This window comes from Stenotrophomonas sp. EMP41, from assembly GCF_047495535.1.
GTDB lineage: Bacteria > Pseudomonadota > Gammaproteobacteria > Xanthomonadales > Xanthomonadaceae > Stenotrophomonas > Stenotrophomonas sepilia.
Map to the genome: position 1 here is coordinate 2,451,895 of NZ_CP179923.1, position 26,789 is coordinate 2,478,683.

Sequence of the window (26,789 nt, forward strand, 5' to 3'; positions counted from 1 at the left end):
TTACTGCCCCTTGCGCTCGGCGCGGCGCACCGCGCCCGGTACATCGATCTCGATCCGCGCCGGCAGCTGGTGCACGTGCAGTTCCCTGTTGGTCCATTCGGCCGCTTCGCCGTTGATGGTCGCCTCGCCCGGATCACCGGCGTACGGCCACGGCAAGACCACGCCACCGACCGGTGGCACCAGGCCCGGCTGCACCTCCAGCACCAGCTGCTTGTCGCTGCGCTGCAGGCGGTAGTTGAGCTGGCCCTGCGGCGTGCGCAGGCCCTGCACAGCGATGCCCTCGCCCTGCAGCCAGGCGGTCGGAATGCCGGCGGCCAATACCAGCGCATCGTCCATGTCACGGCTGTAGGCGAACATGTCCAGGGCCGAGCGCACGAAGTCCGAGGCGACCCAGGCATGCGGCAGGTCACCGACAAAGAACGGCTTGCGTGGCGTGCGCGAGACCACTTCGGCCCACTGGTTCCAGGCCTGCGGCGCACGGTCCTTGAAGAAGAACTCGGTCGCCTGCCAGGCGCGATCGCGCCAGCCGAGGCGGACGAAGGCGGCCACGTTGCGCCACTCGTAGGGCGTGTAGTCCTTCCACTCGCGCTTGCCGTCCCGACGGGCCACGAATTCCTTCCAGTAACGCTCGAAGGTCGCCTCCAACGCCTGCTGCGGCAGGCGGCCCTGCTCGCCGCCCGGCGCCAGCGCGATGGTGGTCGAGGTCGCGTCGAAATCGCCCAGCTCGGCCGAGCCCGGCAGGTAATCGATGCTGTGCTGCTGCATCGCCGACAGCAGCGAGGCCTGCAGGTCATCACGGAACTGGTCACGCGATTCGGCGATCTGCATGGCTTCGACCTTGCCCAGCTGGGCCGCCAGCGACGCCGCGTCCTTGTAGCCGCGCAACGCCCAGAAATTGTCCCAGTACGAATGCATCGGCTTGGCCGAATAGCCTTCGTGGCTGATCGAGGCCGGCATCATGCCGTAGAACGCCGGATTGCGCGCCCGATTCTCGTCCGTGCGCTCGCTGGCGCGCAGCTGCTCCATGTAGTTGTAGGCGCCCTGCACATGCGGCCACATCAGTTCGGCGAAGGTGCTGTCACCGGTATAGCGCCCATACTCGGCAATGCTGTAGATCAGCTCGCCATGGCTGTCGTTCTCCGGCACCGGATCGCTGCCACGTGCATCGACACAGCACGGCACCTTGCCATTCTCGAACTGATAGGGCGCATACCAGTTGATGTAATCACGCACCGCATCACTGCGCCCCATGCGCAGCAGGCCCTCGGAAATCATCGCGCCATCGCGGATCCAGCTGCGCGCGTACGAGCGCGTGCCCGGCTGCAGGCGCGGGCCGACCCGCGAGATCAGCATGTGCGCCACGGCGGTGCGCAGGGTATCGACCAGTGCCTGGCCCGCAGCCGGTACCTGCAACGAGACCACCCCCAGCTTCTGCCGCCACTGCTCTGCGACCTGTGCCTGCGCCTTGGCCACATCCAGCGCCTGCGGCGCCCAGCCTCCGGTCTGCGGCAACACCACCGCCACTTCTCGGCTCTGGCCAGGCTCCAGCTTGATCGTATACAGCAGCGCACCGGACGCCATGCCGGTGCTGTCCTTCACCGCCGTGCTGGCCGGGTATTTACCGGAGGCCAGATGCATCGCGTCGAGCTTGCCATCGAACGTACTGGCAAAGCGCGCATCCGGCACCTGCAACGGATAGATGCGCGGCTCACCGTTGATGCGCACCAGCTGTTCGCCCACATCCAGCGCATCGATGCGACTGAAGCCGCCGACGGTATTGAGGAACTGGGTCGGCGGGTTCACCTGCCACGGCCGGATCGCCAGTGCCAGGGTGTACTCGTGCGCCACCTTGTCCGGATTGCTCAACCGGTAGCGGCCGATCAGCTGCGCACGCTCCGGCGTGCCCTGCACGAAGCTGGTCACCGCCAGGCCGGCCTTCTCATGCACCCAGTCGACATTGGCGATGGGCAGATAGCGATCCTGCAGCGACTGGGTGATGGCCACCTTCGACCAGTCCAGCAACTTGCCGTCCACGCGGATGAACGGCTCGATGCTGAAACTGCCCTTGGCCGGTTCCAGCGCACCGTCCTCGCTGATCAGTGCCTGCTCCTGGCCGCCATCGAGGCCGAGCAGGGTCCAGTACGGCTGTTCGCCCACGTATGCACGCGGCAGCGAGCCGCGCGGCAGGTCGGCCGCCACCGAGGACAGGAATGCGTTCGGCGTGGCCGCGAACGCCAGCGGCTTGAGCGTGATGTCACGGATGCCATAGCGCCAGTTCGGGCCATCGCGCAGATCGAAGCGCACGTAGCGCGCGTCGGTATCCGGCAGCGCCAGCCAGTCGCGGCCACCCGCACCGCCGGTCACCTCGCGCACGGTGCGCCAGTCCCGGCCATCCTCGGACGTCCGCACGGTGTAGCGATTGGCTTCAAGGTTCGGCAGCCAGTCAATCACCGCACCGCCGATCTCGCGGCTCTTGTGCAGGTCCAGGCTGATGGTCTGCTGCTTGACCCCGCCACTGATCCAGAACGTATCGCTCTTTCCGTCGATCATCCGGTCCTGCAGCGCGGTGGCGGTATCGGCGATCACCGACGGCACCAGCGCCGAATCATCCTGCGGCGGCAGGCCCTGCAGGGTCAGCTTGTCGAAGCACACCGTGCCGCGGCCGCCGACCTTGCTGTAGATCGTGAACTCGACCGCAGCGCTGCGCGCCATCTCCTTATCCGGCGATGGCCCCCACGCCTTGTCGATCTGGCGACGGCGGTATTCGACCGGCGTCCACGCCTTGGGGAAGCTGTAGCCCGGACGATTGACCCACCAGACATTATCGCCGCTGGCATCGATCAGCTTGAACTGCAGGTCGTTGCCCGGCGAATCTCCCCGCAGCTGGAAGCCGAAGCGGTAGTTGGCCGGGTACTCGATGCCCAGCGCGCGGCGGATGCCGACGTAGCCCGACACCTCGTGGAAATCGTAGTCCAGGCACAGCGCGCGGCCGCCACCGGCACCGCTCACCGGCCGCAGCGAACCGCTGACCTGATCGGACAGCACCAGCTTCCAGGCGCCGATGTCGTCGAAATCGTCCAGTACCTTCGGCGCCGGCAGTGCCGGTGGTGCGGCGATCGCCAGGGAAGTCCACAACAGGCCCAGTCCAACGGCGATCGCTCGCTTCATCCCTTGACGCTCCCCAGCAACAGACCTTGGATGTAGTACCGCTGCAGCACCAGGAACAGTGCCAGCACCGGAACCACGGTGACCACCGCGCCAGCCATCATCATTTCCACGTCCATGATGTGCTCGCGCGAGAGGGTGGCCAGCGCCACCGGCAAAGTGTAGTGCTCCTGGTCGGTCAACACGATCAGCGGCCACATGAAATCGTTCCATGCACCCATGAAGGTGAAGATCGCCAGGGTCACCAGTACCGGCTTGAGCATCGGCAGCACGATCTGGAAGAAGATGCGCAGCTCCCCCGCGCCGTCGATGCGCGCCGCTTCAAGCAGCTCGTCCGGGATCGAACGCGCGTACTGGCGCACCAGGAAGATGCCGAACACGCTGGCCAGCGCCGGCACGATCACCCCGCCAAAGCTGTTGACCAGGCCCAGCTGCTTCATCAGCAGGAACAGCGGCAGCATCGCCACCTGCGCCGGTATCACCAGCGCTGCCATCAGCACCTGGAACAGGCGTTCGCGGCCAACGAAGTTGAGCTTGGCGAAGGCGTAGCCGGCCATGGTGTTGAGCAGCAGCGAACCCAGCGTGATAGCCAGCGACACCAGCAGGCTGTTGGCGAAGTTGCCGCCCATGCCGGTGCGCGCGAACAGCTCGTGGTAGTTGTGCGTGGTGATGCTCGAAGGCAGCAGTGGCGGCGGGAAATGACTGGCCTCGCCCTGCGGCATGAACGAGACCGAGAGCATCCACAGCAGCGGTGCAAGGCTGACCAGGGCCAGCACCAGCAACGCACCATTGATCATCCACGGATACCAGCGCGACTGGCCGATTTCACGACTCATACCAACTGCCTCTTGCGGCCGAAACGCAGCATCACGGTGGTCACCGCCAGGATGATCAGGAACAGCAGGAACGCCACCGCGGAGGCGCGCCCCAGGTTCCACCACTTGAAGCCTTCCTCGAACATGAAATACAGCACGCTGACGGTGCTCTGCAGCGGATCGCCGCGGGTCATGACGTACGGCTCGGCGAACAGCTGGAAGTAGCCGGACACGGTGATCACCCCGACCACCAGCAGCACCGGGCCGAGCATCGGCAGGGTGATGTGCAGGAACTGCTTCCAGCGCGAAGCACCGTCGATGCGCGCGGCTTCGTACAGGTCATGCGGGATCGCCTGCAGGCCGGCGAGGAAGATCACCATGTTGTAGCCGAAGTTCTTCCACACCGCGAACAGCATGATGGTCGGCATCGCCCAGTTGGGATCACCCAGCCAGTCGATCGGACTGATGCCCAGATGGCCCAGGCCGTAGTTCACCAGGCCATAGCTGGTATGGAACAGGTAGCGCCAGATCACTGCCACCGCCACCAGCGTGGTCACCACCGGTGCGAACAGTGCCGTGCGGAACAGCGCCTTGAAGCGCGCGGCCGGTGCGTTGAGCAGCATCGCCGCGCCCAGCGACACGCCGATCGACAACGGCACGCCGATCAGCACGAAGTAGGTGGTGTTCCACAGCGACTTCCAGAACATCGGCGTCTGCAGCAGGTCGATGTAGTTGCCCAGGCCGACGAAGCGCAGGTTGCTGCTGTCGGCCAGTGCATAGAGGTCGAAGTCGGTCACGCTCAGCGCCAGCGCCGAGGCGACCGGCAGGCCGAAGAACACGCCCAGCACGATCAGCGAGGGGCCGGCGAAGATCCAGCCGGCCAGCGAAGTACGTTTCATTGCGCGCTCCCGGCGGCCACTGCGCTGCTCGATTGCGGCGACGGCGCGCGCTCCTGCAGGCGTTGTTGTTCATGCATCCAGCGGCGCTTGGCCAGCACCTTGTCCACGCGCTGGTCCAGTTCGGCCACGGCCTTGTCCTGCGGCAGGCCTCCGCGCACCACCTTCTCGGTGACAATGCGCATTTCCTGCACGATGCGCTCCCATTCGAGCACCTTCGGCGTCGGCTTGACCCGCTCCAGCTGATCGCGGAACGCGGCGGCCAGCGGATCGTTGGCCAGCGACGGCGCGTTCCAGGCGCTGCGGCGCGGCGGCAGGTCGCCGATGATCGAATGGAAGCGTGCCTGGATCTGCGGGCGCGACAGGAATTCGATCAGCTTCCAGGACGCCTCCTTCTGCTGCGACCTGCGGAAGATCACCAGGCTGGTGCCACCGGCGATGCCCGCGCCCGGACCGTCCGGCCCCGGCAGCGCGGCGGTACCCCACTGTCCTTCCAGTTCCTTCGGCTGCAGTTTCTTGAACTCGCGGATGTTCCAGGGGCCGGAGATGTAGAACACGTTGAAGCCGCGGAAGAATTCATCCCAGACGTTGGAGATCTGCGTCTCGGACATCTTCGGCGCCCAGCCCTGCTCGAACATGTTGGCGTAGAAGGCCAGCGTGCGGCGGAACCCCGGGCTGGCGAAATTGCCGCGGGTATCGTCGTCGCGCAGCAGCGGATCGGGCTGCTGCAGGGCCAGCGACAGCTGCTGCTCGAATTCGTTGATCGGCATCAGTACCGCGTAGCGGTTCGGGCCCTGCATGCGCTTGATCGCCGCCATCTGCTCCTCCCACTCCGGCCACGTGCGCGGCGGGTGGTCGTAGCCGGCCTTGGCCAGCAGGTCCTTGCGGTAGTAGATCAGGCGGGTGTCGACATACCACGGCACGCCGACCAGTTCGCCGTGGATCACGTTGGTATCCCAGATGCCCTGGAAGTAATCTTTCGGGTCGACCACAGTGGAGCGCTGCACGAACGGTTGCAGCGGTGTAAGCGCGTCGAGTTCGGCGAACTCCGGCACCCAGGTATTGCCGAGCTGGCACACGTCCGGCAGTCCGTCGGCGGCGAACGCGGTCAGCAGCTTCTCGTGCGCGGCGGTCCACGGGATGTTCTGCACATCCACCTTGATGCCGGGGTTTTCGGCCTCGAACTCGTGGATCAGCTCGCTGACCACCTCGGCTTCGCGGCCCATCGCCCAGAAGCGCACGGTGGTGGTGCCCGGTTCGGTGCGGGCGCAGCCGGCCACGGCCAGGGTGGCCAGGGCAGGCAGCGCCCAGCGGCGCAGGCGGTCGATCCAGTTCGGCATCGGGTTACTTGCCCTGGCCTGTGGTGCGGTTGGCATTGTTCTTCTGTTCCTGCGCGGCAGCCGCGCGTGATTCGGCGATACCCACCGCGCGTGCTGCCGCGGCCTTTTCGTCCTTCTGCAGTTCCAGCGGCTGGAACGACCCTTCCGGCGCCAGCCAGCCGCCGCTGAATCCGGCCCGCTCCAGGCCCTTGCGGATGTACGGATTCTTCTTCATCACTTCCCAGACGAAGTCGTTGCGGTAGTTGGCGATCATGGTCAGGATCGGTCCCTGGTCGATGGCGATGTAGTCGCTGGCGACCCAGCCGCGATCCGGCACCAGGCGGCCGGTCTTGATCGGGATGTCGTAGTTGAAGCTGGGGTTGAATGAATCCAGGAAGCCGTAGCTGGAATAGATGTAGTCGCCGTAGCGCTTGTGCATTTCCAGCGTGGCCGGGATCACCTGCTCCGGCGCGAACACCACCGAAGCGATCGCCGCAGTCGGGGCGATGGTGCCGTCATCGAAATTCTCGCGCAGCCCAGCGCCGCGCGAGGAGTAATGGCGGAACTGGCGCTGCTCGCCGCGGTATTCCTGCGTGGTGTTCTGCGGGCCATCGCTGGCGGTCAGGCCCCACACATTCTCGCCATACTCCTTCCACTGCATCGGGTTGGCGATGGCGTATTCGCGCTGGGCCAGCGCAGCCGAGCGGCTGTTGAGGAAATAGGTGCTGCCGCGCTCGCGCATGTACGCGTCCTGGATATCGCGGAAGTCGATCCAGACGTGGCTGTACTGGTGGCCGAACAGCGGGCCGAAGGACAGGTATTCCTGGCCCTGGTAGACACCCCAGTCGTTGTCATAGGTGCGCGTCCACACCGTCCACGCATCCGGGCTGACCGGGTGCGTGGGCGAGCCCAGGGCGAGGATGTAGACCATCATCGCCTCGTTGTAGCCCATCCAGTCGTGGTCGATGAAGCCGCTCTCCGGGAACCAGCCCATCGAGATCAGCGGCGCACGCTGCTGCAGCCACGGCCAGTCGACCTTCTTGTACAAGGTATCGGCAATCTGGCGGATTTCCTTTTCGCGCGGATCGTCACCGTCGTAGTACGACTGCGCGAACAGCACGCCCATCATCAGCAGTGCGGTATCCACCGAGGACAGTTCGACCCAGCTGTCGTAGCGATGCCCTTCCTGCATGTCCAGGAAGTGGTAGTAGAAGCCCTTGTAGCCGGCCTTGCCGGTGCGCTGCGGGCCCATCGGCACGTCGCGGAAGAATTTCAGGGTGGTCAGGGTACGGTCGATGGCCTGGTTGCGGCTGACCCAGCCGTTCTCGATGCCGATCGGATAGGCAGTCAACGCGAAGCCGACCGAGGCGATGCTGGCGAACGGCCGCGACGGGTAGCGGTCCGGGGTCAGCCCGTTCACTTCGTTGGTGGTGTCCCAGAAGAACTGGAAGGTGCGGCGCTCAATGTCATCGAACAGCGGCGGCAGCTCCGGCTTCATCGGCCGCGGCGGTGCATCGGCCTCGATCAGGATCACCGGCGGGCGCGGCTTGGCAGGTTCCTGCTGGGCCGGCTGGCAGGCGGCCACCGCCAAGCACAGCATTGCGGCGGACGACAGATGGCGTGCCTGCATGGCGCGGTTCCTCCGGTGGTCTGATCGATGGGAAAGCATACCGTCCAATGATCTGAAATCGTTTACAAGATGCGCTCTTAAAAAACCACGAAAAACGTGGTCTGACACCGCGATCATTGCCCACGCCGCTGCCCCCTGCCCGGCAGCGGCGTGGGCAATGGACCGGCACGGGGCCGGCCATTGCCGTTCTCACACAATCGATGCCGCCGGCGGACCGGCGGCATCGGATACAGCAACAGGCGGCGCCACTTAGAAGCGGAAGCCCACTTCGGCCTTGACCTGGCGCGGAGTGCCGATGATGTCGCCGGTCTCGTTGTAGCTGGCCTGCAGCTTGCCGTTGGTCTTGACGTAGTTGTAGGTGGAGAAGTTGTCGAAGTTGAACACGTTGATGATGTCCAGACGGGCGTACAGCTCGGTGTTGCCCGCCAGCTTGAACGTCTTCGTCGCCTGCAGGTCGACCGAACGGTAGCCGAAGATCTTGCCACCCACCAGGAACTTGCCGGTTGCGTTGGGCACGGCCGCCTGCGGGGTCGGCAGGGTGTAGCCGCTGGCCTGCATCACCGGGTACCAGTCGTTGACGGCGGTCGGAGTGGCCAGGGTGATCTTGCCGCCGAAGGTGATGCCCCAGAAGCCCGCGTACGAACCGGTCACCACCAGGCGGTGGCGCGGTGCGCCGTTGGAGCGGATGGTCGGGTAGTCACCGATCAGGCCGCGATCGAACGCATACTTCTCGTTGATGTCGCGGTTGTGGCGCGCGGTGGTCCAGGTGTAGGCGATCGAGGTGCCCCAGCCGCTTTCCTTGGTGAACGGCTTCTGTGCCGACAACAGGACCTGGGTGGCACGGGTCTTGATGCCCTGCTGGCCGATGATCAGGCTGCCGAAGCCCGGCACGTTGCAGCTCCAGGCCTGGCTCAGGCCCGGGGAGGTGCCACCACACAGGCGCGGATCATCGAAGAACTGGCCGGTCGGGTAGCGGTTGCCCAGGGTGAAGGCGAAGCCGTCGTAGCTCAGGGTACGGGCGATGGTGGCGTCGGTCAGCCAGTCGCCGATCTGGTTGCTCATGCCCAGGCTGAACTGATCCGAGTACGGCGCCTTCAGCTTGTTGTTCAGCAGGTCCACTTCCAGGCCGGCATTGCTGGTCGCGCCGACCAGTGCCTGCAGGTTGCCGATCCCGTTGAGCAGGTTCGGGTTCCAGTCATAGCAGGCGGCCTGGCCGTTGATGCAGGCGCCGGTGGCCGGGTTGCGGAAGTAGATGGTCGGCTGCGGCAGGGCCAGCTTGGTGGTTTCCAGCTGCAGGTTGTCGAACAGGTCACGGTCGTAGGAACGGCCGGCACCACCGTGGATCACGTGCTGCTCGTCGGCGTTGATGTCATACGAGAAGCCCAGGCGCGGCTGCCAGGCGTCCTTGAACGCCTTGCGGTTGTGGCCGTTGCTGATGTAGTCGCTGATGTCCAGGCCGCCCAGTGCCAGCGAATCGGCATAGGTCTGGCCGGCGGGGGCGCGCGGATCCTGCGAATAGATGGCGTCGACCACCTGCTGCGGGGTCACGAAGTCGAGGTAGGACGGGGTCTTTTCGTAGTCCCAGCGCAGGCCGATGTTCAGCTGCAGGTGGTCATTGACCTGCCAGTCGTCCTGGATGAACACGCCGTACTGCTTGGACTTCGAACGCACTTCACCGGACACACCGGTCACGCCGGTCACCGGCTTGACGAACTGCGCCTTGTACGGAATGGAATCGGGGAAGTCCGGATCGCCCAGCGAGTAGGTGAAGGTCGGATTGATCTGCGCCGCGTCGGACGCGTACAGGTCGATCTGCTTGTACTTCACGCCCATCTTGATGGTGTGGTCACCGGCCCACTGGATGCCATCCAGGGTCAGGTTGTCTTCGATCGACCAGCCCTTCTGGCCCTTCACCTGCGAATCCAGTGCCGAGGCGCCACCGATCTTCACGATGGTGCGGTCTTCGGGGCCGTCCGGTGCGGTGTAGGTGATGCCGTTGGCCAGCGTCAGCGGGGTCGGGTTGTTGAACGAGTCTTCGTGGGTGACCATCAACTCGTTGTAGTAGCGCTCACCACTGTGGTTCCAGCGCAGGGCATAACGGCGGTCGGTGTTGACCACTTCACGGCCGGCTTCCGGCGAGGTCTGGCCACTGAACTGCGACTGGGTTTCGTCGCGGTCCTGGAAGGTCAGTTCGATGCGGTCGTTGTCGGTCGGCTCGAAGTCGATCTTGCCGAAGATCAGATCCTGCTGGAACGGCTGGCTGGCCGGGCCGAGGCCGGCGGCACCGGCCGGCGGCAGCAGGCCGGCAGCGCCGGTGACCGCGCCATCCGGCGCGATGGTGACCGGCAGGTCGAAGCGCTTGGCTTCGTAGGTCACGAAGAAGTGCGCCTTGTCCTGGATGATCGGGCCGCCCAGGGCGAAGCCGTATTCCTTCTCGGCCGAGACCATCTTCTCCTTGCCGCCCTGGCGCTCGGCCGGGGTCTTGGCACGCATGTCTTCATCGGTGTAGCGGTAGAACGCCTCACCCTTGAACTCATTGGTACCGGACTTGGTCGCAGCCGTCACTGCGGCGCTCGACACCTGGCCATACTCGGCCTTGTAGTTGCCGCTGATGACCTTGTATTCGCCGATGGCCAGCTGCGGGAACGGGTTACCGGCGCTGCCGGACTGGCCGGCCACGCCGCCACCCTTGACGTAGCTCTTCTGGCCCACGCCGTCGATGTAGACGTTGGTGCCATCTGCATTGGTGGCGCCGCCGCGCAGCGAGGTGTTGCCCTTGGCGTCGCGGGTGAAGATCAGGCCCGGCACCGCGTCGGCGAACTCCAGGAAGTTGCGCGACACCTGCGGGGTGGTCTGGATCTGCTGCAGGCTGACGGTCTTGCCGACTTCGGAGGTACGCACTTCCTGCAGCAGGGTCGGCGCGACAACGTTGACGGTGTCCAGGTTGGTGGCCGCGGTCGAACCCGGGGTGCTGCTGGCGGCACCGGCGAAGTTCAGCGTCGCGGTCGACGCCACGGTGACGGTGACCTTCTGGGTCTGGCCGTTGGCGACCACGTTGTACGTGCCCGGATCCAGGCCCATCAGCGAGTAGCTGCCGTCGGCGCGGATGGTGCCACGGCGGACGGTACCGGTGGCCACATTGGTGGCGGTCACTTCGGTGCCGGCCTGGGCACCGGCAACCTGGCCGCGCAGGCTGGCGTTGGCCGACTGCGCCATGACGTTGGGGGCGGCAGCCAGCATCAGGCAGCTGACCAGGGCGGTGCTCAGCAGCCGGCGCGCCGGCATGCGGAAGGTGGTATGCATCATCAACTCAATCTCCGGGTGGCGGTAACCGCTTGCGCGGTCCCTGCGATCAGTCAAAAAAAGAAGAAACGCCTCTGGCTTCAACGGCCGGATGGCGGAGTGGTGGAATCGCGAACAATCAAGCGGGGAACCAGGGTCTGCTTGTCCCCTGCCCCATCCGTGGAGGTGCCGTCCATCAACTGCATCAGGCGCGTCATGGCCCGGTCGCCGAGCTCGGCGATGCTGACCTGCATGGTGGTCAGCGACGGGTGGACGAAACGCGCCAGTGGAATGTCATCGAAACCCGCCAGGGCCACATCGGCCGGCACACGGACCCCTGCCTGCGTGAACGCATACAGGCAGCCCAGGGCCATCATGTCGTTGGCGGCGAATACGGCATCGGGCAGCGCTCCGGCTGCCAGCAACTCCTGACCGGCACGATGGCCGGAAGCTTCGTCGAAATTACCGGGCAGCTCGATGCCTTCGGCGCTACCGCCAAAAGCCGCCAGCGCGTCACGGAAGCCGCGCAGGCGCTCGCGCGCGTCGAAGTTGAGGTCCGGACCAGAAATGAAGGCAATGCGGCGGTGGCCGGCATCCAGCAGGTGGCGGGTCATCGCCATCGCGCCGGCGTGGTCGTCGATGCTCAGCACCGGGTGGTCCTGCCCGGGCAGATAGGTGTTGATCAACACCGTCGGCAACGACTGCGGCAGGTTGTCGGTCAGGAAGCCCGGACTCTCGGCATAGGGCGAAAGCACCAGCAGGCCGTCGACGCGGCCGCGCATGGCACGCAGGGCGGCGCCCTGCTGTTCCTGGTCACCGTGGTAGCTGGACACCAGCAGGTGCTGGCGGCGGTTGCGGGCCACCCCGTCAATGCCGCGCATCAGCTCGGAGAAGAATTCGCCGTACAGGTCAGGCAGCACCACGCCCACCGTATTGGTGCGGCGGCTGCTCAGGCTGCGGGCGGCGGCGTGCGGGGTGTAACGCAGCCGTGCGGCCACCTCCAGCACAAGCTGGCGGACCGGTTCGGCGACATTTTCATGCCCGTTGAGCGCGCGGGAAACCGTGGCCACGGAGACCCGGGCTTCGCGTGCGACGTCTTTGATTGTGATGGCTGCCTTGTTCACGAAGCCGCCCTCCACGGCTTGGACCTACCAGCATTGGCGCGGAATGTAAGCGTTTCCATCCAGGCTTGTAAACAGTCCGTTAGGCGAATGTCCCGAAATGGACATGAAAATCTGTCCGCGGCGAGGCCCGCAGGGACCGGCCAGGACAGTGCGGGACAAGGACTCAGCCCTGTTCTGACGGGGTCTGTGCGCGGATGGACAGCGCGTGGATATCGGTGTCCATCATCGATCCCAGCGCGGCATAGACCGCGCGATGCCGGGCCAATGGAGCCAGCCCTGCGAAGCGCTCACTGACCACATGCACGTTGAAATGGCCGCGCCCGTCGCGCGCACCGGCATGGCCGGCGTGACGATGGCTGTCGTCCTCGATCTCCAGCACGCTCGGCGCCAGCGCTTGCTGCAGCGCATCACGGATCCGCTCGATCCGTTCCGCGTTCACGGCAGCACCTTGCGGAACGGGCGGACCTGCACGCGGGTGTAGACGCCTGCAGCCACGTACGGGTCGGCATCGGCCCAGGCCTGGGCCTGCGGCAGCGACTCGAACTGCGCGATCACCACCGAACCGCTGAAACCGGCCGGGCCCGGGTCTTCACTGTCCACCGCCGGGCAAGGCCCGGCCAGCAGCAGGCGCCCCGCGTCGCGCAGCGCGTGCAGCCGCGCCAGGTGTTCCGGCCGGGCCTGCAGCCGCTGTGCCAGCACATCCTGGCCGTCATACCCTTCGATCACATACCACACCGGCATTTCCTCGCTTGCGTTGTCGGGTCCGCCGATTCTAGCCAATGCAGCCCCTGCCCCGGTCCGGCTGGACACTGGCGCAGCAAAGGCTTACCCTAGACTCCATTGCACGTGGCTGGATGCAGCAGCCCGTCGGTTTCTGCGGCCACGCAGCCCCCGACGACAGATCCGCTGCTTCAAACCGGACCACCTGGCCGGGCCACGTAGACGACCTCCCCGTAGTTCTGTCGCTGCCGTTTACTGCGGCGCGTCCTGCTGTTTGATATGTGTGGAATCGCGCCGATCCCGGCGTGTCTGGTGCCCTGGGGCTCCGTGGCGTTGGCCCGGCGAACCCGGTGCCGCGACTGGTCCGTTGCAATCCTGATGTCCATTAGATGACTTCCGAACTCGCGCTCGACGCGAACCCGCCAACCCGGCCGCCCGCCCCCCAGCAGCAGGAAATGCCGCTGGCCGTGGTGCATGGGCAACCGGTCCTGCAGATCCCGCAGGACCTGTACATCCCGCCGGACGCGCTGGAAGTCATCCTGGACGCCTTCGAAGGCCCGCTGGACCTGCTGCTGTACCTGATCCGCCGCCAGAACCTGGATGTGCTGGACATTCCCGTGGCCGAAATCACCCGGCAGTACGTGGAATACATCACCGTGATGCGCGAGCTGCGCTTCGAGCTGGCGGCCGAGTACCTGGTGATGGCCGCGATCCTGGCCGAGGTGAAGTCGCGGATGCTGCTGCCGCGCCCGGTCAGCGAGGAAGGCGATGAGGCCGACCCGCGCGCCGAGCTGGTGCGCCGGCTGCAGGAGTACGAACGTTTCAAGCAGGCCGCCGAGGACATCGACGCGCTGCCCCGCCAGGACCGCGACACCACGGTGGCGCATGCCTTCATGCCCGAGCGCGCCACGGTGAAGCTGCCGCCGCCGGTGGACCTGAAGGAAATGCTGCTGGCCCTGCACGACGTGCTCAAGCGCGCCGAGCTGTTCAGCGGCCACGCCATCAAGCGTGAAGCACTGAGCGTGCGGCAGCGCATGGGGGAAGTGCTGGGGCGCCTGGAGGACGGCAAGTTCTATCGTTTTGAAGGGCTGTTCACCGCCGAAGAAGGCAAGCTGGGCGTGCTGGTCACGTTCCTGGCAGTGCTGGAACTGGCCAAGGAACAGTTGCTGGACATCGTCCAGGAAGAACCGCTGGCGCCGATCTACGTGAAGTCGCTGGCCGCTGGCAACACCAACGCCCCGCTGCAGTTCAGCAGCGAGTTCGACGACAACGACGCCGCCAATGCCAACGAGTGAGCGCTGACTGCCGATGGATCAATCGCTGATCGACCGCATTGTCGAGGGTGCCCTGCTGGCCTCCAGCCAGCCACTCACCCTGGCCCAGCTGAAGGACCTGTTTCCGGAAGAGGAACCGGCACCGCCGGGCAGCATCGAACGTGCGCTGGAGCGCCTGCGCGAGGCCTGCGAAGGGCGTGGCGTGGAACTGGTCGAGGTCGCCTCCGGCTTCCGCTACCAGGTCACCGGCGAAGTACATGGCTGGATCAGCCGGCTGTGGACCGAACGCAAGACCCGCTACACCCGCGCCACCCTGGAAACCCTGGCGCTGATCGCCTACCGCCAGCCGATCACCCGCGGCGAGATCGAGCAGGTGCGCGGCGTGGCGGTCAGCAGCAACATCATCCAGGCGCTGGAAGAACGCGAATGGATCCGCGTGGTCGGCCACCGCGACGTGCCCGGCAAGCCGGCGCTGTTCGGCACCACCAAGGGCTTCCTGGACTACTTCGGGCTGAAGCGGCTGGACGAACTGCCGCCGCTGTCGGAACTGAAGGACCTGGGTGAGCTGGAACCGCAGCTGGCCCTGGACCGTGATGCACCGCCCGTGGCCGGTGCCGAGGGTCCGGACATCTCGGCCGGCGCCGATGGCGTTGCCGCGAACGATGACGCCGGCCTGGCCGGCAGTGACACCCCCGATTCCGCCAATGCAGCCCCTGCATCGGCCTCCGATGAGCAAGCACCTTCGCCCCTCGATGATGGGCACCCCGATTCCGCGCCGGGCGAGCGCGCGGTGCCAGTGAACGAACGCGAAGACAACGCCGTCGCGATGACGACCGTGGCTGTTGACCAAGCCGATTCCGAACCAGAGGCCGACCTCGAAACCGTCGGCCGGAGCAAAACTGATGAGTGACACCCCCCGTAACAAGCTCTCGCTGAAGCGCGAAGCCACCTCCGAACAGTTCAAGCTGGAAGAGCGCCTGCACAAGGTGCTGGCCCAGGCCGGCCTCGGCTCGCGCCGCGCGCTGGAACAGCGCATCGCCGAAGGCCTGGTCAAGGTCAACGGTGAAGTCGCGCAGACCGGCATGTCGGTCAAGAGCGGCGACAGGATCGAACTGGATGGCCGTGGCTTCGTCGCCACTGCCCTGGCCGAACCGTCGCGCGTGCTGGTCTACAACAAGCCGGAAGGCCAGGTGACCACCCGCGAAGATCCCGAAGGCCGCCCGACCGTGTTCGAGTCGCTGCCGCCGCTGAAGGGCGCGCGCTGGATCGCCATCGGTCGCCTGGACATCAATACCACCGGCCTGCTGCTGGCCACCACCGACGGCGAGCTGGCCAACGCCATGATGCACCCGTCGTTCGAGGTCGAGCGCGAGTACGTGGTGCGCGTGCGTGCACCGGAAGGCGAGGAAAAGGTCTCCGACGCCATCGTCGACCGCCTCGGCCGTGGCGTCGCACTGGAAGACGGTCCGGCCAAGTTCGATGAGATCGAACGCATCGGCGGCACCGATTCCCACGACTGGTTCCGCGTCGTGGTGAAGGAAGGCCGCAACCGCGAAGTGCGCCGCCTGTGGGAATCGCAGGGCTGCCAGGTCAGCCGCCTGAAGCGCACCCGCTATGGCAAGGTGAGCCTGCCGCGCGAACTGGCCCGTGGCCATTCGGTGGAACTGGGCACCGCCCAGGTGGAAGCGCTGCGCGCGCAGCTGAAGCTGGAAGAAGGCGCTCCGTCGGCATTGACGCTGCAGCCGGTGATCGGCCAGCGCCGCGCCGCAAAGACCACTGTGCGCGTGCGCGAAGGTGGCCGCGGCAATGCCTACGTCAATGGCCACAACACCGCCGACGAAGGCCGTGAACTGCGCCGCTTCGACAACGTCCGCGAAGACCGCGGCCGTGGCCGCGGTGGCAAGGGCGGCGGCTTCAAGGGCGGCCTGACGGTCAGCGGTGAAGCGGCAGCCAAGCAGTCGCAGAAGCCGTTCAAGCAGCGCGCCCAGAAGAACGATCGTTCGCTGCCGGAAGGCAATCCGGCGGCGTTCCGCACCTGGTACGTGCCGGATGGCGTGAGCACCGGCCCGAGCGGCCATCGCAATGCCGGTCCGGGCGCACGTGGCCCGGGTGCCCGTGGTCCGGGCGCAGGCGGCCAGGGCCGCCCGTACGGCAAGCCGAAGGGCCCGGGTGCTGGCGCCGGTGGCGGTCAGGGCCGTGGCGGTTTCGGTGGCGAAGGCCGTGGTGGCGCAGGCGGCCAGGGCCGGCCGGCCGGTGCGGGCAACCGCTCGCAGGGCCAGGGCAACAAGCACCCGTACGGCCATCCGGGCAACGCCCCGAGCTTCCCGTCCGACCATGCAACCCCGGGTTTCAACCCGTATGGCAGCCCGAAGCCGGCGCGCGGCGCCCGTCCGGGCGGTCGTGGTCCGGGTGGTGGCAACCGTGGGCCGGGTGGCAATCGCGGCCCCGGCGGTCCGGGTGGCAACCGTGGCCCGGGTGGCCCCGGTGGCAACCGCGGTCCCGGCGGTCCGCGCCGCAGCGGCCCGCGCGGCGGCTGATCAGCGGCCCGACTGAAATGAAAACCCCGGCTCCGGTCGGGGTTTTTCTTTGCCTGGTAAGTCGACCCGCGGGTAGATCCACGCCACACGTGGTTGAAAAGCGTGCATTAGGATTTCTTTGAAAACGTGCAATTAGTGCCACAGGTCGACGCGAGCAACGCGATGAACGCCTATCGTGAAGCCTCTCCCCGCATAAGGAAACGACGATGGCATGGCATACCAGCGGCTCTGTGCTGACACTGGTAAATCCCACCAATACCTGGTGGAACACAGTCTACGGCCCGGGCCACACTGTTCCCGTTTCAGGCATCTACGTCTGCCTTGGCTGCAGGCGCGAGATCACGAGCAATCAGAACGACCCCTTCCCGCCGCAGTCGCACCATCAGCACTCGACCCAGCAGGGCAGCATCCGCTGGAAACTCAATGTACGCACGAACACCGACGGCGCCTGATGTAAAACAGGGGACGGAGGGGATTAAGTCGTTTTTGCCACATTGTGAATTGGCTAGGCAAAAACGACTTAATCCCCTCCGTCCCCTTTTTTGTTGTCAGCGACGGCTGATGGTGAAGGCGGCGCCGTCCACGCCCAGGTCCCAGCCCTTGCCGGTGCCGGACAGGGCCAGCGAGATGTCGCCCTTGGTCATCACCTGCGCATTGCTGGATTTCACCGCGCCGGCATGCGCACCGACCGAGGCGTAGGTGCCCAGCAGCTCATTGACGCTCACGGCGCCGGTGAAGCTGCCACGCCCATTGGTGATCTTCGACTTGCCCACGGTCAGGCCGCCGCCCTTCACTTCGATACGCACCGGCATGCTGGCGCCATTGCTGCAGGTGACCGTGCCGGTGCCGGACGCGGTCTTGTAGATCAGCGACCAGCCGGACAGGTTGTAGCGCAGCTGGCAATCGAGATTGCCGGCGGCGTGCGCAGCAGGGGCCAGCGTGGCAGCAGACAGGGCCAGCAGCAGGGCGAAGGGCTTGTTCATGGCAGGACTTCCAGTTCGGTCGGACTGCCGGCGAATCTAGCAGCGCGCGCGTGCACGTTGGATGCAGGCGCGCGCGCTGGTGCGGCGGTGTTCAGGCCGTCGCTCAGGCCTGTTCGTCCAGGTGGAAGGCATCGGCATCGAGCATCGCGGGGAAGCGCGCGCGATGCGTGGCCAGGGCATCGGCCGAGATGGTGGTGGTGACCACCTGTTCGCGTTCGCGGATCTCCACCTGCGGCTGGCCGAGGAAATCCAGCACCGCGCTGTCGCCGGCGTAGTGCAGCTGGTTGCCGTCCACGCCAACGCGGTTCACCGCTGCCACGAAACACAGGTTCTCGATCGCACGCGCGCGCAGCAGGGTCTTCCACGCATAGGCGCGCGCCGACGGCCAGTTGGCGACGAAGATCTGCAGGTCGAAGTCCAGCTGCTGAGGACGCTCCACGTTGTAGCGGTTGCGGCAGAACACCGGGAAGCGCAGGTCGTAGCAGACCTGCGGATTGATCCGCCAGCCCTTCCATTCCACGCTCAGGCGCTCACGGCCAGCGGCATAGCGCTCGTGCTCACCGCCGTAACGGAACAGGTGGCGCTTGTCGTAGTGCTGCAGCCCGCCATCGGGCGTGGCGAACAGTAGGCGGTTGTAGACGCCCTCGCCGTCGCGCAGCTGCACGCTGCCGATCACCGCCGCGTCCAGCGCCTTCGCCTGTTCGCGCACCCAGGCCACGGTCGGGCCGTCCATGCCTTCGGCCTGGGCGATGGCCTCGTTGGAGAAACCACTGGTGAAGGTCTCCGGCAGGATCACCAGGTCGGTGGTGCCAGCCAGCGGTGCGAGCAGCGCGCCGTAGTAGGCGCGGTTGCCGGCCGGATCGTGCCAGCGGGTGTCGCCCTGTACGAGGGAAATGCGCAGGTCCTGCATGTCTACGCCTCCGCTCACAGCAGGCGCAGGCGTTCGATCGCCGCGTCCATGGTCGCTTCGTTCTTGGCAAAGCACAGGCGCACCAAGCGCTGGCCGGCCGGAGGAGTCTCGTAGAACGGCGACAGCGGGATCGCGGTCACGCCCTTCTCGATGGTCAGCCACTTCACGAACTCATGGTCCGGCAGGTCGCTGATGGCCGAGTAGTCGACCAGCTGGAAGTAGCCGCCCGGCACCGGCAGCGCCTTCAGGCGGGTGCCGGCCAGCTGCTCGCGGAAACGGTCGCGCTTGGCCTGGTAGAACGCGCCCAGTTCCAGGTGGTGTTCGGGTTCGTCGCGGATCATCGCGGCGAAGCCGTACTGGGCCGGGCCGAAGCTGGTGAACGTGTTGTACTGGTGCACCTTGCGGAACTCGGCGGTCAGCGCCGGCGGGGCGATCGCATAACCGATCTTCCAGCCGGTGCAGTGGTAGGTCTTGCCGAAGCTGGAGATCACGAACGCGCGCTCGCGCAGCTCCGGGTAGCGCAGCGCCGACTCATGGCGACGGCCGTCGTAGATGATGTGCTCATACACTTCATCGGAAATCAGGTAGATCTGCGTGCCACGCAGCAGCTCGGCCAGCGCCTGCATGTCCTGCGCCGACAGCATCGCGCCGGACGGATTGTGCGGGGTGTTGACGATCAACATGCGGGTGCGCGGGGTGATCGCTGCACGCACGCGATCCCAATCGACGGCGAACGTCTGCGGATCGAGCGACACATGCACCGCCTTGGCGCCGGCCAGGTCGATCGCCGGCTCGTAGCAGTCGTAGGCCGGGTCGAGCACGATCACTTCCTCGCCCGCACGCACCACGGCGTGGATGGCGTTGAAGATGGCCTCGGTGCCACCGCTGGTGACGGTGATCTCGCTGTCCGCATCGACCTGCGCGCCGTAGCAGTCCAGCGCCTTCTGCGCGATGGCCTGGCGCAGCGGGGCCACGCCGGTCATCGGCGGGTACTGGTTCAGCCCGGCGGCCATCGCCCTGGCGGTCTCATCGATCAGGCGCTGCGGCGCGGAAAAGTCCGGGAAACCCTGGCCCAGGTTGACCGCGCCGTGTTCGGCGGCGAGCTGGGACATCACGGTGAAGATCGTGGTACCGACCTTGGGCAGCTTGGTGGTGGGTTGCATCGGCCTGGACTGTGGGGAACAAGGCCTCCGAGTTTACGCAATCCACGCGTCGGTAGTGCCGGCCGCTGGCCGGCACCCCTGGGACGATCTGCGACGTCGCGTCGCATCTGCCGGCCAGCGGCCGGCACTACCGTCGGCATTCACCGCTACAATTGCGACCGCACTCCGGCATGAAGACCCCTGCCCCTTGGACACCCCTGCATTGCTGGCCGCCAGCGGCCTGAGCTTCTCCCGCAATGACGAGCCGGTGTTCGGCCCGCTGGACTTCCATGTGGACGCGGGTGAAGCCCTGCTGGTGCAGGGTGGCAACGGCGCCGGCAAGACCACCCTGCTGCGCGTGCTGGCCGGCCTGGCCCGGCCCGGCGCCGGCCAGGTGCGGATCGACGGCAAGCCCGCCAGCAACGCCGAGCGCGCGCGCTATGTCGCCTATCTCAGCCACCTGCCGGCGCTGAAGCCGGACCTCGGCACGCTGGAGAACCTGCACTTCCTGTGTGGCCTGCACGGCCGCCGTGCGCGGCAGATGCCCGGCAACGCGCTGGCCATCGTCGGCCTGGCCGGTTACGAGGACACTCTGGTACGCCACCTGTCGGCTGGGCAGAAGCGGCGGCTGGCACTGGCGCGCATCTGGCTGTCGCCGGCGCCGCTGTGGCTGCTCGACGAGCCCTATGCCAACCTCGACCTGGAGGGCATCACCCTGGTCAACCGGATGATTTCGGCGCACCTGCGCGCCGGTGGCGCTGCGCTGGTCACCACCCACGGCGCCTATGCCGCACCGCCGGTGCGCACCCGCCAGCTCGACCTCGGCGGTGCCGCATGATCGCGCCGGGCACCGAACCGGGCCTGTGGCAGACCGCAGGCGCCCTGCTCAAGCGCGACCTGCGCCTGCTCTGGCGCCGCCGCGGCGACGCGCTGCAACCGCTGCTGTTCGCGGTGCTGGTGGTGGTGCTGTTCGCGCTGGCCCAGGGTCGTGAGCCACGACTGCTGGCCGCCACCGCCGGCGCGGTGCTGTGGCTGGCCGTGCTGCTGGCGGGACAGCTGTCGCTGGATTCGCTGTTCCGTTCCGATGCCGAAGACGGCTCGCTGGAACAATGGCTGCTGGCGCCGGTGCCGCTGGCCTGGCTGGTACTGGTGCGTGTGCTGCTGCATTGGGCGACCACCGCGCTGCCGCTGATCGTGGTCAGCCCGCTGCTGGCCGAAATGCTGCATCTGCCGCATGACCAGCTGCCGATGTTGCTGGCATCGTTGCTGCTGGGCACGCCCTTGCTGAGCCTGATCGGTGGCGTGGTCGCCGCACTGACCGTTGGCATCCGGCGCTCTGGTATTCTCGTGGCGCTGCTGTCGTTGCCGCTGTACGTGCCGGTGCTGGTGTTCGGCGCAGGCAGCCTGGCGGCAGCCGGACGCGGGCAGGATCCGGTCGGTGCGCTGCTGATGCTGGGCGCCGGCCTGCTGCTTGCGCTGGTGCTGGCGCCGCTGGCCACTGCCGCTGCAATACGTATTTCTCTGAGTTGACCGAGCTGAGAGCCAATCCACCCCTGCTGGATAGCCGTCACGCATGAATCCGATTGTCCGCTGGTTCCACCAACTCGGTTCGCCTCCCACGTTCGACCGTTTCGCTGCCCGCTGGTCGCGGGTGTTCTACCTTGCTGCAGTACCGGTGCTGCTGGTCGGCATGTGGCAGGCGCTGCTGGTGGTGCCGCCGGAAGCCAAGCAGCTGGACAGCTTCCGCATCCTCTACATCCACGTGCCCAGTGCCTGGATGAGCCTGTTCGTGTTCGCGCTGATGGCGCTGTATGCCGCGATCGCGCTGATCTGGCGGATCAAGATCTGCGAGATCCTGGCCATGGCCTGCGCGCCGATGGGCGCCGGCTTCACCCTGATCACCCTGCTGACCGGCAGCATCTGGGGCAAGGGCACCTGGGGCACCTGGTGGGACTGGGACCCGCGCATGACCAGCGAACTGGTACTGCTGTTCCTGTACCTGGGCGTGATCGGCCTGTACCACGCCATCGAGGACCGCCGCAGCGCCGCGCGCGCCGCTGGCCTGCTGGCCATTGTAGGTGTCAGCCTGCTGCCGGTGATCCGCTATTCGGTGGACTGGTGGGGCGGCCTGCACCAGCGCCAGTCGATCAACGTGTTCGGTGAATCGGCGATCAGCAGCGCGATGATCGCGCCGCTGTGGTGGATGGTGATCGGCACCAAGTTCTGGTTTGCCGGTTCGGTGCTGGCCAAGGCCCGCGCCGACAATCTCGACCGCGAGGCCGGCAAGGCCTGGGTCGGCGGCCGTGTCGATACCGCGCGCGCCTCCCGGGAGGCCCAGCCATGACCCACCTGCCCTATGTGATCGGCGCCTACGCCGTATTCGTGCTGGTGCTCGGCGCCGATGCCCTCGGTTCGTGGCTGCGCCTGCGCGTGGCGCGCCGGCTGGCACTGGCCCGGCAGCAGCGCCAGCAGACCCGCGCCGGCAGGCAGGACGCGGTGCCGCCGCTGTCGACGGAGCTGGAACGATGACCCCGGTACAGCGTCGCCGCCTCGTGTGGGTGCTGCTGGCCCTGCTCGCCTCCGGCCTGGCCACCGCGCTGGTGGCGATGGCGCTCGAGCGCAACATCGCCTACCTGTACACCCCTTCGGAAGTGCTGCGCGGCGATGTCGATGCACAGTCGCGTTTCCGCTTGGGCGGCATGGTGGTGAAGGGCTCCTTCAACCGCCCGGTCGGCTCGCTGGAGGCGCGCTTCGAAGTGACCGACGGCGATGCACAGCTGGCGGTGACCACCTCGCGGATCCTGCCGGACATGTTCGCCGAAGGCACCGCGGTGGTCGCCAGTGGCCGCCTGCAGGACGGTGTCTTCGTCGCCGACGAAGTGCTGGCCAAGCACGATGAGAAGTACGTGCCGAAGGAAGTGGCCGACAAGATGGGCGATGCCCATCGCAAGCACGACGTGCCGGTGACGGCCCCCGAGGTGCGCTGAGTGCTGCCCGAACTGGGTCAGATCCTGCTGTTGTGTGCGTTGCTGGCCTCGCTGCTGCAGGCCGGCCTGCCGCTGGTCGGTGCGCATCGCAACAACGCGGCATGGATGGCAGTGGCGCGGCCTGCCGCCTTCGCGCAGCTGCTGCTGCTGGCCGGCGCCTTCGCCGTGCTGACCGCCGCGTTCGTGCAGCAGGATTTCTCGGTGCGCTACGTGGCCGAGAACTCCAATTCGCTGCTGCCGCTGATCTACCGCTATTCGGCGGTGTGGGGCGCGCACGAGGGCTCGCTGCTGATGTGGGCGCTGGTGCTGGCATTGTGGACCGGCGCGGTGGCGCTGTTCTCGCGGCACCTGCCGGCATCGGTGCAGGCGCGCGTACTGGCGCTGATGGGCATCGTCAGCGTCGGCTTCCTCGCCTTCCTGATCTTCACCTCCAATCCGTTCCTGCGCCTGAACCCGGCGCCCCTGGAAGGCCGCGACCTCAATCCGCTGCTGCAGGATCCGGGCCTGATCATCCACCCGCCGATGCTGTACATCGGTTACGTGGGCTTTGCGGTGCCGTTCGCGTTCGCGGTGGCGGCATTGCTGGAAGGTCGCGTGGATGCGCGCTGGCTGCGCTGGACGCGGCCGTGGACCAACGTTGCCTGGGGCTTTTTGACCCTGGGCATCGCATTGGGCAGCTGGTGGGCCTACTACGAGCTGGGCTGGGGCGGCTGGTGGTTCTGGGACCCGGTGGAAAATGCCAGCTTCATGCCGTGGCTGGTCGGTGCGGCACTGATCCATTCACAGGCCGTCACTGAAAAGCGCGGCACCTTCGGCAGCTGGACCCTGCTGCTGGCGATCGCCGCCTTCGCGCTGTCACTGCTGGGCACCTTCCTGGTGCGCTCGGGCGTGCTGACCAGCGTGCATTCGTTCGCCGCCGATCCCTCGCGCGGCCTGTTCATCCTGGTGTTCCTGTCGGTGCTGGTGGGCGGCAGCCTGCTGCTGTATGCGCTGCGTGCCAGCCAGCTGAGCGTGGACGCCGACGATCCGCGCCGTGGCTTCACCGCCACCTCGCGCGAGACCCTGCTGCTGGCCAACAACCTGCTGCTGGCCACCGCCTGCGCAATGGTGCTGCTGGGCACGCTGTACCCGCTGCTGGCCGATGCGCTGTCGCTGGGCAAGATCTCGGTCGGCCCGCCCTACTTCGGCAGCCTGTTCCTGCTGCTGATGGCACCGATGATCCTGTTGCTGCCGTTCGGCCCGCTGGTGAAATGGCAGCGTGACCAGCCCTCGCGCGCCTTCGCGCTGCTGGCACCTTGGCTGGGACTGGCGCTGCTGCTGGGCGCGCTGGCCTGGTGGCAGGCGCCGCAGAACGGCTGGAAGGCCGGCATCGGCGTCGCCGCTGCGGCCTGGGTCGCACTCGGCACCGCACGCTTCGTCTGGCAGCGCCTGCGCGGAAATGGCCGCTTCACCGCCGAGATGCTCGGCATGATCGTCGCCCACGCCGGCATCGCCGTGTTCCTGGCCGGCGCCCTGCTGGTCGAAGCGCTGAACGTGCAGCGTGAAGTGGCGCTGGCACCGGGCCAGCAGCTGGTGGTCGGTCGCTACGAAGTCCGCTTCGAAGGCGTGGACCATCGTGAAGGGCCGAATTTCATCGCTGATCGAGGCCACCTGCGGGTGTTCCGCAACGGCCGCGAGCAGGCCCTGCTGCATCCCGAGAAGCGCCAGTACGCCAGCGGCGGCCAGGTGATGACCGAGGCCGGCATCGATGCACGCTTCGACGGCGATGTCTACGTGGCATTGGGCGAGCCGCTGGGCAACAATGCATGGGCGGTCCGGGTGCACATCAAGCCGTTCGTGCGCTGGATCTGGCTCGGCGCGCTGCTGATGGCCCTGGGCGGATTCATCACCGCCGCCGACCGCCGTTTCCGTCGTCCGTAGGAGTTCCCATGTCCGAGTCCCCCGCCCCGCGTCCCTCCCGCCCGCTGCCGCCGGTAGCCATCGTGATCGGCGTGCTGTTCTTCTTCGGCCTGCTCGGGCTGATGATCTATGGGGTGATGAAGTCGGGCGACCCGCAGCGCGACGTACTGCCGTCGGCACTGATCGACAAGCCGGCGCCGGCGTTCGCGCTGCCGGTGCTGCACGACCCGGCGATGATCGTGCGCAGCGATGAGCTGCGCGGCGCGCCCTATCTGCTGAACGTCTGGGGCAGCTGGTGCGCGGCCTGCCGTGAAGAACACCCGGTGCTGACCCGTTTCGCAGAAAGCAAGCGCGTGCGCGTGATCGGCTACAACTGGAAGGATGACCCGACTGACGCGCTGCACTGGCTGGAACAGCTGGGCAACCCGTTCATGGTCGTGCTCAGCGACGTCGAGGGCCGCACCGCGATCGACTGGGGCGTGACCGCCGCACCGGAGACGTTCCTGGTCGATGGCAGTGGCATCGTGCGCTGGAAGTACAGTGGAGCGATGACCCAGCGCGTGGTCGACGAGAAGCTCATCCCGGCACTGCAGAAGATCGAGAAAGCGCAGGGCAGTGCCGGCAACACCCTGCATACGGCGCCCTGAACCCATGCGCTGGCTGCTGGCGTTGCTGCTTCTGACGCTGCCGCTGGCCGCGCTGGCCCAGCAGCCGCTGCACGATCCGCAGCCGCTGCAGTTCCGCGATGACGCCGAGGAACGCCGCTTCCATGACCTGGCCGCGCAGCTGCGCTGCGTGCAGTGCCAGAACCAGTCGCTGGCCGATTCGAACGCGCAGATCGCCCAGGACCTGCGCCGCGAGGTGCTGCAGCTGATGCAGCAGGGACGCGACGACGCACAGATCAAGCAGTTCCTGGTCGCGCGCTACGGTGAGTTCGTGCTCTATCAACCACCGTTGCAGCCGGGCACCTGGCTGCTGTGGGGTGGCCCCCTGCTGGTGCTCGGCGCCGGTGCACTGGTGGTGCTGGGCATCGTCCGCCGACGTGGACGCACCGTCGGCGCGGCGCCGGCCGGCAAGGCCGATGAAGGAGACGAATGGTGAACCATTGGCTGCCGGTGCTGGCCGGTCTGGTTGCTGCGCTGATGGCAGCCCTGGTGCTGTGGCCGTTGCGCCACCACGGTCGTCGCGGTTTCGTGGTCGGCGTGTTCGCACTGGGCGTGGCCGGTGCCTGCCTGTACCTGCTGATCGGTGATCCGCGTGCAGCACAGGTACAGCCGACGCCGTCGGTAGCCACCCTGCGCGATGGCGTGCAGGCCCTGCAGGATGCACTGAAGCGCGACCCTCAGCGTGCCGATGGCTGGGCATTGCTCGGGCGTTCGCAGGCCGAACTGGGCAATGCCTCAGCTGCGGCAGACGCCTTCGCGAAGGCCGCCGAACTGGCACCGGATGATCCGGGCGTGCTGGTGGAAGCCGCGGAGGCGCGCGCGCAGGCTGATGCCGGCAAGCAGTTCGATGACACTGCGATGGCCTGGTTGCAGCAGGCACGTACACAGGCCCCCGACGCCGAGCGCGCCAGCTGGCTGCTGGGCATCGCCCTGCGGCAACGCGGAAAGAACGCCGAGGCTGCGGACGTGTGGAGCGGCCTGCTGCCGCGACTGGAACCGGGTGCCGCGCAGGCGCTGCAAGCGCAGATCGCGATTGCCCGCGAGGCCGCCGGCCAGGCGCCCGATGCTGGCGCCGCGGCGCCACCGGCGCTGCTGCAGGTGCGCGTGCAGCTGCCGGCACTGAAGAACGCCGAGTGGCCAGCCAGCACCGAGGTGTTCGTGCTGGCCCGTGCCGTCGGCGGCCCGCCGATGCCGGTGGCCGCTCGCAAGCTGCCGCTGAGCGGATTCCCGGACACGGTCGGGCTGGGTGACGGTGACAGTCCGATGCCAACCGCACCGCTGTCGGCCCATCGCGAAGTGGAAGTGCTGGCACGCATCTCGCGCACCGGCAGTGCCAATCGCAGCGAGGACGACCTGCAGAGCGTTCCGGTGAAGGTAAGCCTGCCGCATGAGGGCGTGGTGGAGCTGCGGTTTCCATAACGCGCCGCCCGGTAGTGCCGAT

General features: G+C 66.9%; 25 protein-coding genes. 13 read left to right on the forward strand and 12 right to left on the reverse strand.

What is annotated here, in order from left to right; translation table 11 throughout:
• The 9 genes from ACMGRF_RS11300 to ACMGRF_RS11340 form a co-directional block, all read right to left on the reverse strand.
• Positions 1–3,168 (reverse strand): discoidin domain-containing protein, encoded by a 3,168-nt coding sequence (locus ACMGRF_RS11300; protein ID WP_414485225.1) that lies wholly within the window; start codon positions 3,166–3,168, stop codon positions 1–3.
• A complete protein-coding gene (locus ACMGRF_RS11305) occupies positions 3,165–4,001 on the reverse strand; it encodes a carbohydrate ABC transporter permease (RefSeq protein ID WP_005417620.1) in 837 nt (278 codons plus the stop codon). Before ACMGRF_RS11305 ends, ACMGRF_RS11300 begins: the two co-directional genes overlap by 4 nt.
• Positions 3,998–4,879 (reverse strand): carbohydrate ABC transporter permease, encoded by an 882-nt coding sequence (locus ACMGRF_RS11310; RefSeq protein WP_005410323.1) that lies wholly within the window; start codon positions 4,877–4,879, stop codon positions 3,998–4,000. The genes ACMGRF_RS11305 and ACMGRF_RS11310 overlap by 4 nt, the downstream gene beginning before the upstream one ends.
• Positions 4,876–6,216, reverse strand: coding sequence for a sugar ABC transporter substrate-binding protein (locus tag ACMGRF_RS11315; RefSeq protein ID WP_180879220.1), 1,341 nt, complete (start codon positions 6,214–6,216; stop codon positions 4,876–4,878). Before ACMGRF_RS11315 ends, ACMGRF_RS11310 begins: the two co-directional genes overlap by 4 nt.
• A gap of 4 nt (positions 6,217–6,220) precedes the next feature.
• The gene (locus ACMGRF_RS11320; RefSeq protein WP_414485226.1) at positions 6,221–7,825 is read right to left on the reverse strand and encodes a glucoamylase family protein; all 1,605 of its coding nucleotides are present in this window, start codon (positions 7,823–7,825) and stop codon (positions 6,221–6,223) included.
• Positions 7,826–8,074: 249 nt separating this feature from the next.
• Positions 8,075–11,131, reverse strand: a complete 3,057-nt coding sequence (locus ACMGRF_RS11325) for a TonB-dependent receptor domain-containing protein (protein WP_049414530.1) — start codon at positions 11,129–11,131, stop codon at positions 8,075–8,077.
• A 77-nt stretch (positions 11,132–11,208) separates the two neighbouring features.
• Entirely contained in the window at positions 11,209–12,246 is a 1,038-nt protein-coding gene (locus ACMGRF_RS11330) for a LacI family DNA-binding transcriptional regulator (protein ID WP_180879222.1), read from the reverse strand.
• Between the two features lie 148 nt (positions 12,247–12,394).
• Positions 12,395–12,670, reverse strand: coding sequence for a BolA family protein (locus ACMGRF_RS11335; RefSeq protein WP_049414528.1), 276 nt, complete (start codon positions 12,668–12,670; stop codon positions 12,395–12,397).
• Positions 12,667–12,966 (reverse strand): YciI family protein, encoded by a 300-nt coding sequence (locus ACMGRF_RS11340; RefSeq protein WP_005417634.1) that lies wholly within the window; start codon positions 12,964–12,966, stop codon positions 12,667–12,669. The genes ACMGRF_RS11335 and ACMGRF_RS11340 overlap by 4 nt, the downstream gene beginning before the upstream one ends.
• Before the next feature lie 374 nt (positions 12,967–13,340).
• Here ACMGRF_RS11340 and ACMGRF_RS11345 point away from each other — a divergent pair, with 374 nt between their 5' ends.
• The 4 genes from ACMGRF_RS11345 (at position 13,341) to ACMGRF_RS11360 (ending at position 17,214) form a co-directional block, all read left to right on the forward strand.
• On the forward strand, positions 13,341–14,246 hold the full coding sequence (locus tag ACMGRF_RS11345; protein ID WP_005417635.1) for a segregation and condensation protein A: 906 nt from the start codon (positions 13,341–13,343) through the stop codon (positions 14,244–14,246).
• A gap of 13 nt (positions 14,247–14,259) precedes the next feature.
• Positions 14,260–15,135, forward strand: a complete 876-nt coding sequence (scpB, locus tag ACMGRF_RS11350; protein ID WP_049414527.1) for an SMC-Scp complex subunit ScpB — start codon at positions 14,260–14,262, stop codon at positions 15,133–15,135.
• Positions 15,128–16,762: a pseudouridine synthase gene (locus ACMGRF_RS11355; protein ID WP_100478472.1), complete on the forward strand. Its 1,635-nt coding sequence runs from the start codon at positions 15,128–15,130 to the stop codon at positions 16,760–16,762. The genes scpB and ACMGRF_RS11355 overlap by 8 nt, the downstream gene beginning before the upstream one ends.
• A gap of 206 nt (positions 16,763–16,968) precedes the next feature.
• A complete protein-coding gene (locus tag ACMGRF_RS11360) occupies positions 16,969–17,214 on the forward strand; it encodes a protein L (RefSeq protein WP_111191703.1) in 246 nt (81 codons plus the stop codon).
• Positions 17,215–17,310: 96 nt separating this feature from the next.
• Here the strand turns inward: ACMGRF_RS11360 and ACMGRF_RS11365 are convergent, their stop codons facing one another.
• The 3 genes from ACMGRF_RS11365 to ACMGRF_RS11375 form a co-directional block, all read right to left on the reverse strand.
• On the reverse strand, positions 17,311–17,745 hold the full coding sequence (locus ACMGRF_RS11365) for a hypothetical protein (protein ID WP_049414524.1): 435 nt from the start codon (positions 17,743–17,745) through the stop codon (positions 17,311–17,313).
• Positions 17,746–17,848: 103 nt separating this feature from the next.
• Entirely contained in the window at positions 17,849–18,655 is an 807-nt protein-coding gene (locus tag ACMGRF_RS11370) for an amidohydrolase (protein WP_100478474.1), read from the reverse strand.
• Positions 18,656–18,669: 14 nt separating this feature from the next.
• Positions 18,670–19,818, reverse strand: a complete 1,149-nt coding sequence (locus tag ACMGRF_RS11375) for a pyridoxal phosphate-dependent aminotransferase (protein ID WP_180879226.1) — start codon at positions 19,816–19,818, stop codon at positions 18,670–18,672.
• A gap of 187 nt (positions 19,819–20,005) precedes the next feature.
• On the opposite strand from ACMGRF_RS11375, the gene ccmA reads away from it, so the two are divergent.
• From ccmA to ACMGRF_RS11420, 9 genes are read left to right on the forward strand one after another with little or no spacing between them, the layout of a single operon-like run.
• Positions 20,006–20,635 carry a heme ABC exporter ATP-binding protein CcmA gene (gene ccmA, locus ACMGRF_RS11380; protein WP_032954317.1) on the forward strand — a complete coding sequence of 210 codons (630 nt, stop codon included), beginning with the start codon at positions 20,006–20,008 and terminating at the stop codon, positions 20,633–20,635.
• Entirely contained in the window at positions 20,632–21,327 is a 696-nt protein-coding gene (ccmB, locus tag ACMGRF_RS11385) for a heme exporter protein CcmB (protein WP_049438348.1), read from the forward strand. Before ccmA ends, ccmB begins: the two co-directional genes overlap by 4 nt.
• Positions 21,328–21,370: 43 nt before the next feature.
• Positions 21,371–22,141, forward strand: a complete 771-nt coding sequence (gene ccmC / locus ACMGRF_RS11390; protein ID WP_099496128.1) for a heme ABC transporter permease CcmC — start codon at positions 21,371–21,373, stop codon at positions 22,139–22,141.
• Positions 22,138–22,326 (forward strand): heme exporter protein CcmD, encoded by a 189-nt coding sequence (locus ACMGRF_RS11395; protein WP_049438350.1) that lies wholly within the window; start codon positions 22,138–22,140, stop codon positions 22,324–22,326. Before ccmC ends, ACMGRF_RS11395 begins: the two co-directional genes overlap by 4 nt.
• A complete protein-coding gene (ccmE, locus tag ACMGRF_RS11400) occupies positions 22,323–22,784 on the forward strand; it encodes a cytochrome c maturation protein CcmE (RefSeq protein WP_005417653.1) in 462 nt (153 codons plus the stop codon). The genes ACMGRF_RS11395 and ccmE overlap by 4 nt, the downstream gene beginning before the upstream one ends.
• Positions 22,785–24,704 carry a heme lyase CcmF/NrfE family subunit gene (locus ACMGRF_RS11405; RefSeq protein WP_065178271.1) on the forward strand — a complete coding sequence of 640 codons (1,920 nt, stop codon included), beginning with the start codon at positions 22,785–22,787 and terminating at the stop codon, positions 24,702–24,704.
• An 8-nt stretch (positions 24,705–24,712) separates the two neighbouring features.
• Complete coding sequence (locus tag ACMGRF_RS11410) at positions 24,713–25,330, forward strand: DsbE family thiol:disulfide interchange protein (protein ID WP_049412438.1); 618 nt, start codon at positions 24,713–24,715, stop codon at positions 25,328–25,330.
• Positions 25,331–25,334: 4 nt separating this feature from the next.
• The gene (locus ACMGRF_RS11415) at positions 25,335–25,784 is read left to right on the forward strand and encodes a cytochrome c-type biogenesis protein (RefSeq protein WP_049438352.1); all 450 of its coding nucleotides are present in this window, start codon (positions 25,335–25,337) and stop codon (positions 25,782–25,784) included.
• A complete protein-coding gene (locus ACMGRF_RS11420) occupies positions 25,778–26,767 on the forward strand; it encodes a tetratricopeptide repeat protein (RefSeq protein WP_099487273.1) in 990 nt (329 codons plus the stop codon). The genes ACMGRF_RS11415 and ACMGRF_RS11420 overlap by 7 nt, the downstream gene beginning before the upstream one ends.
• The last annotated feature ends 22 nt before the right edge of the window (positions 26,768–26,789 follow it).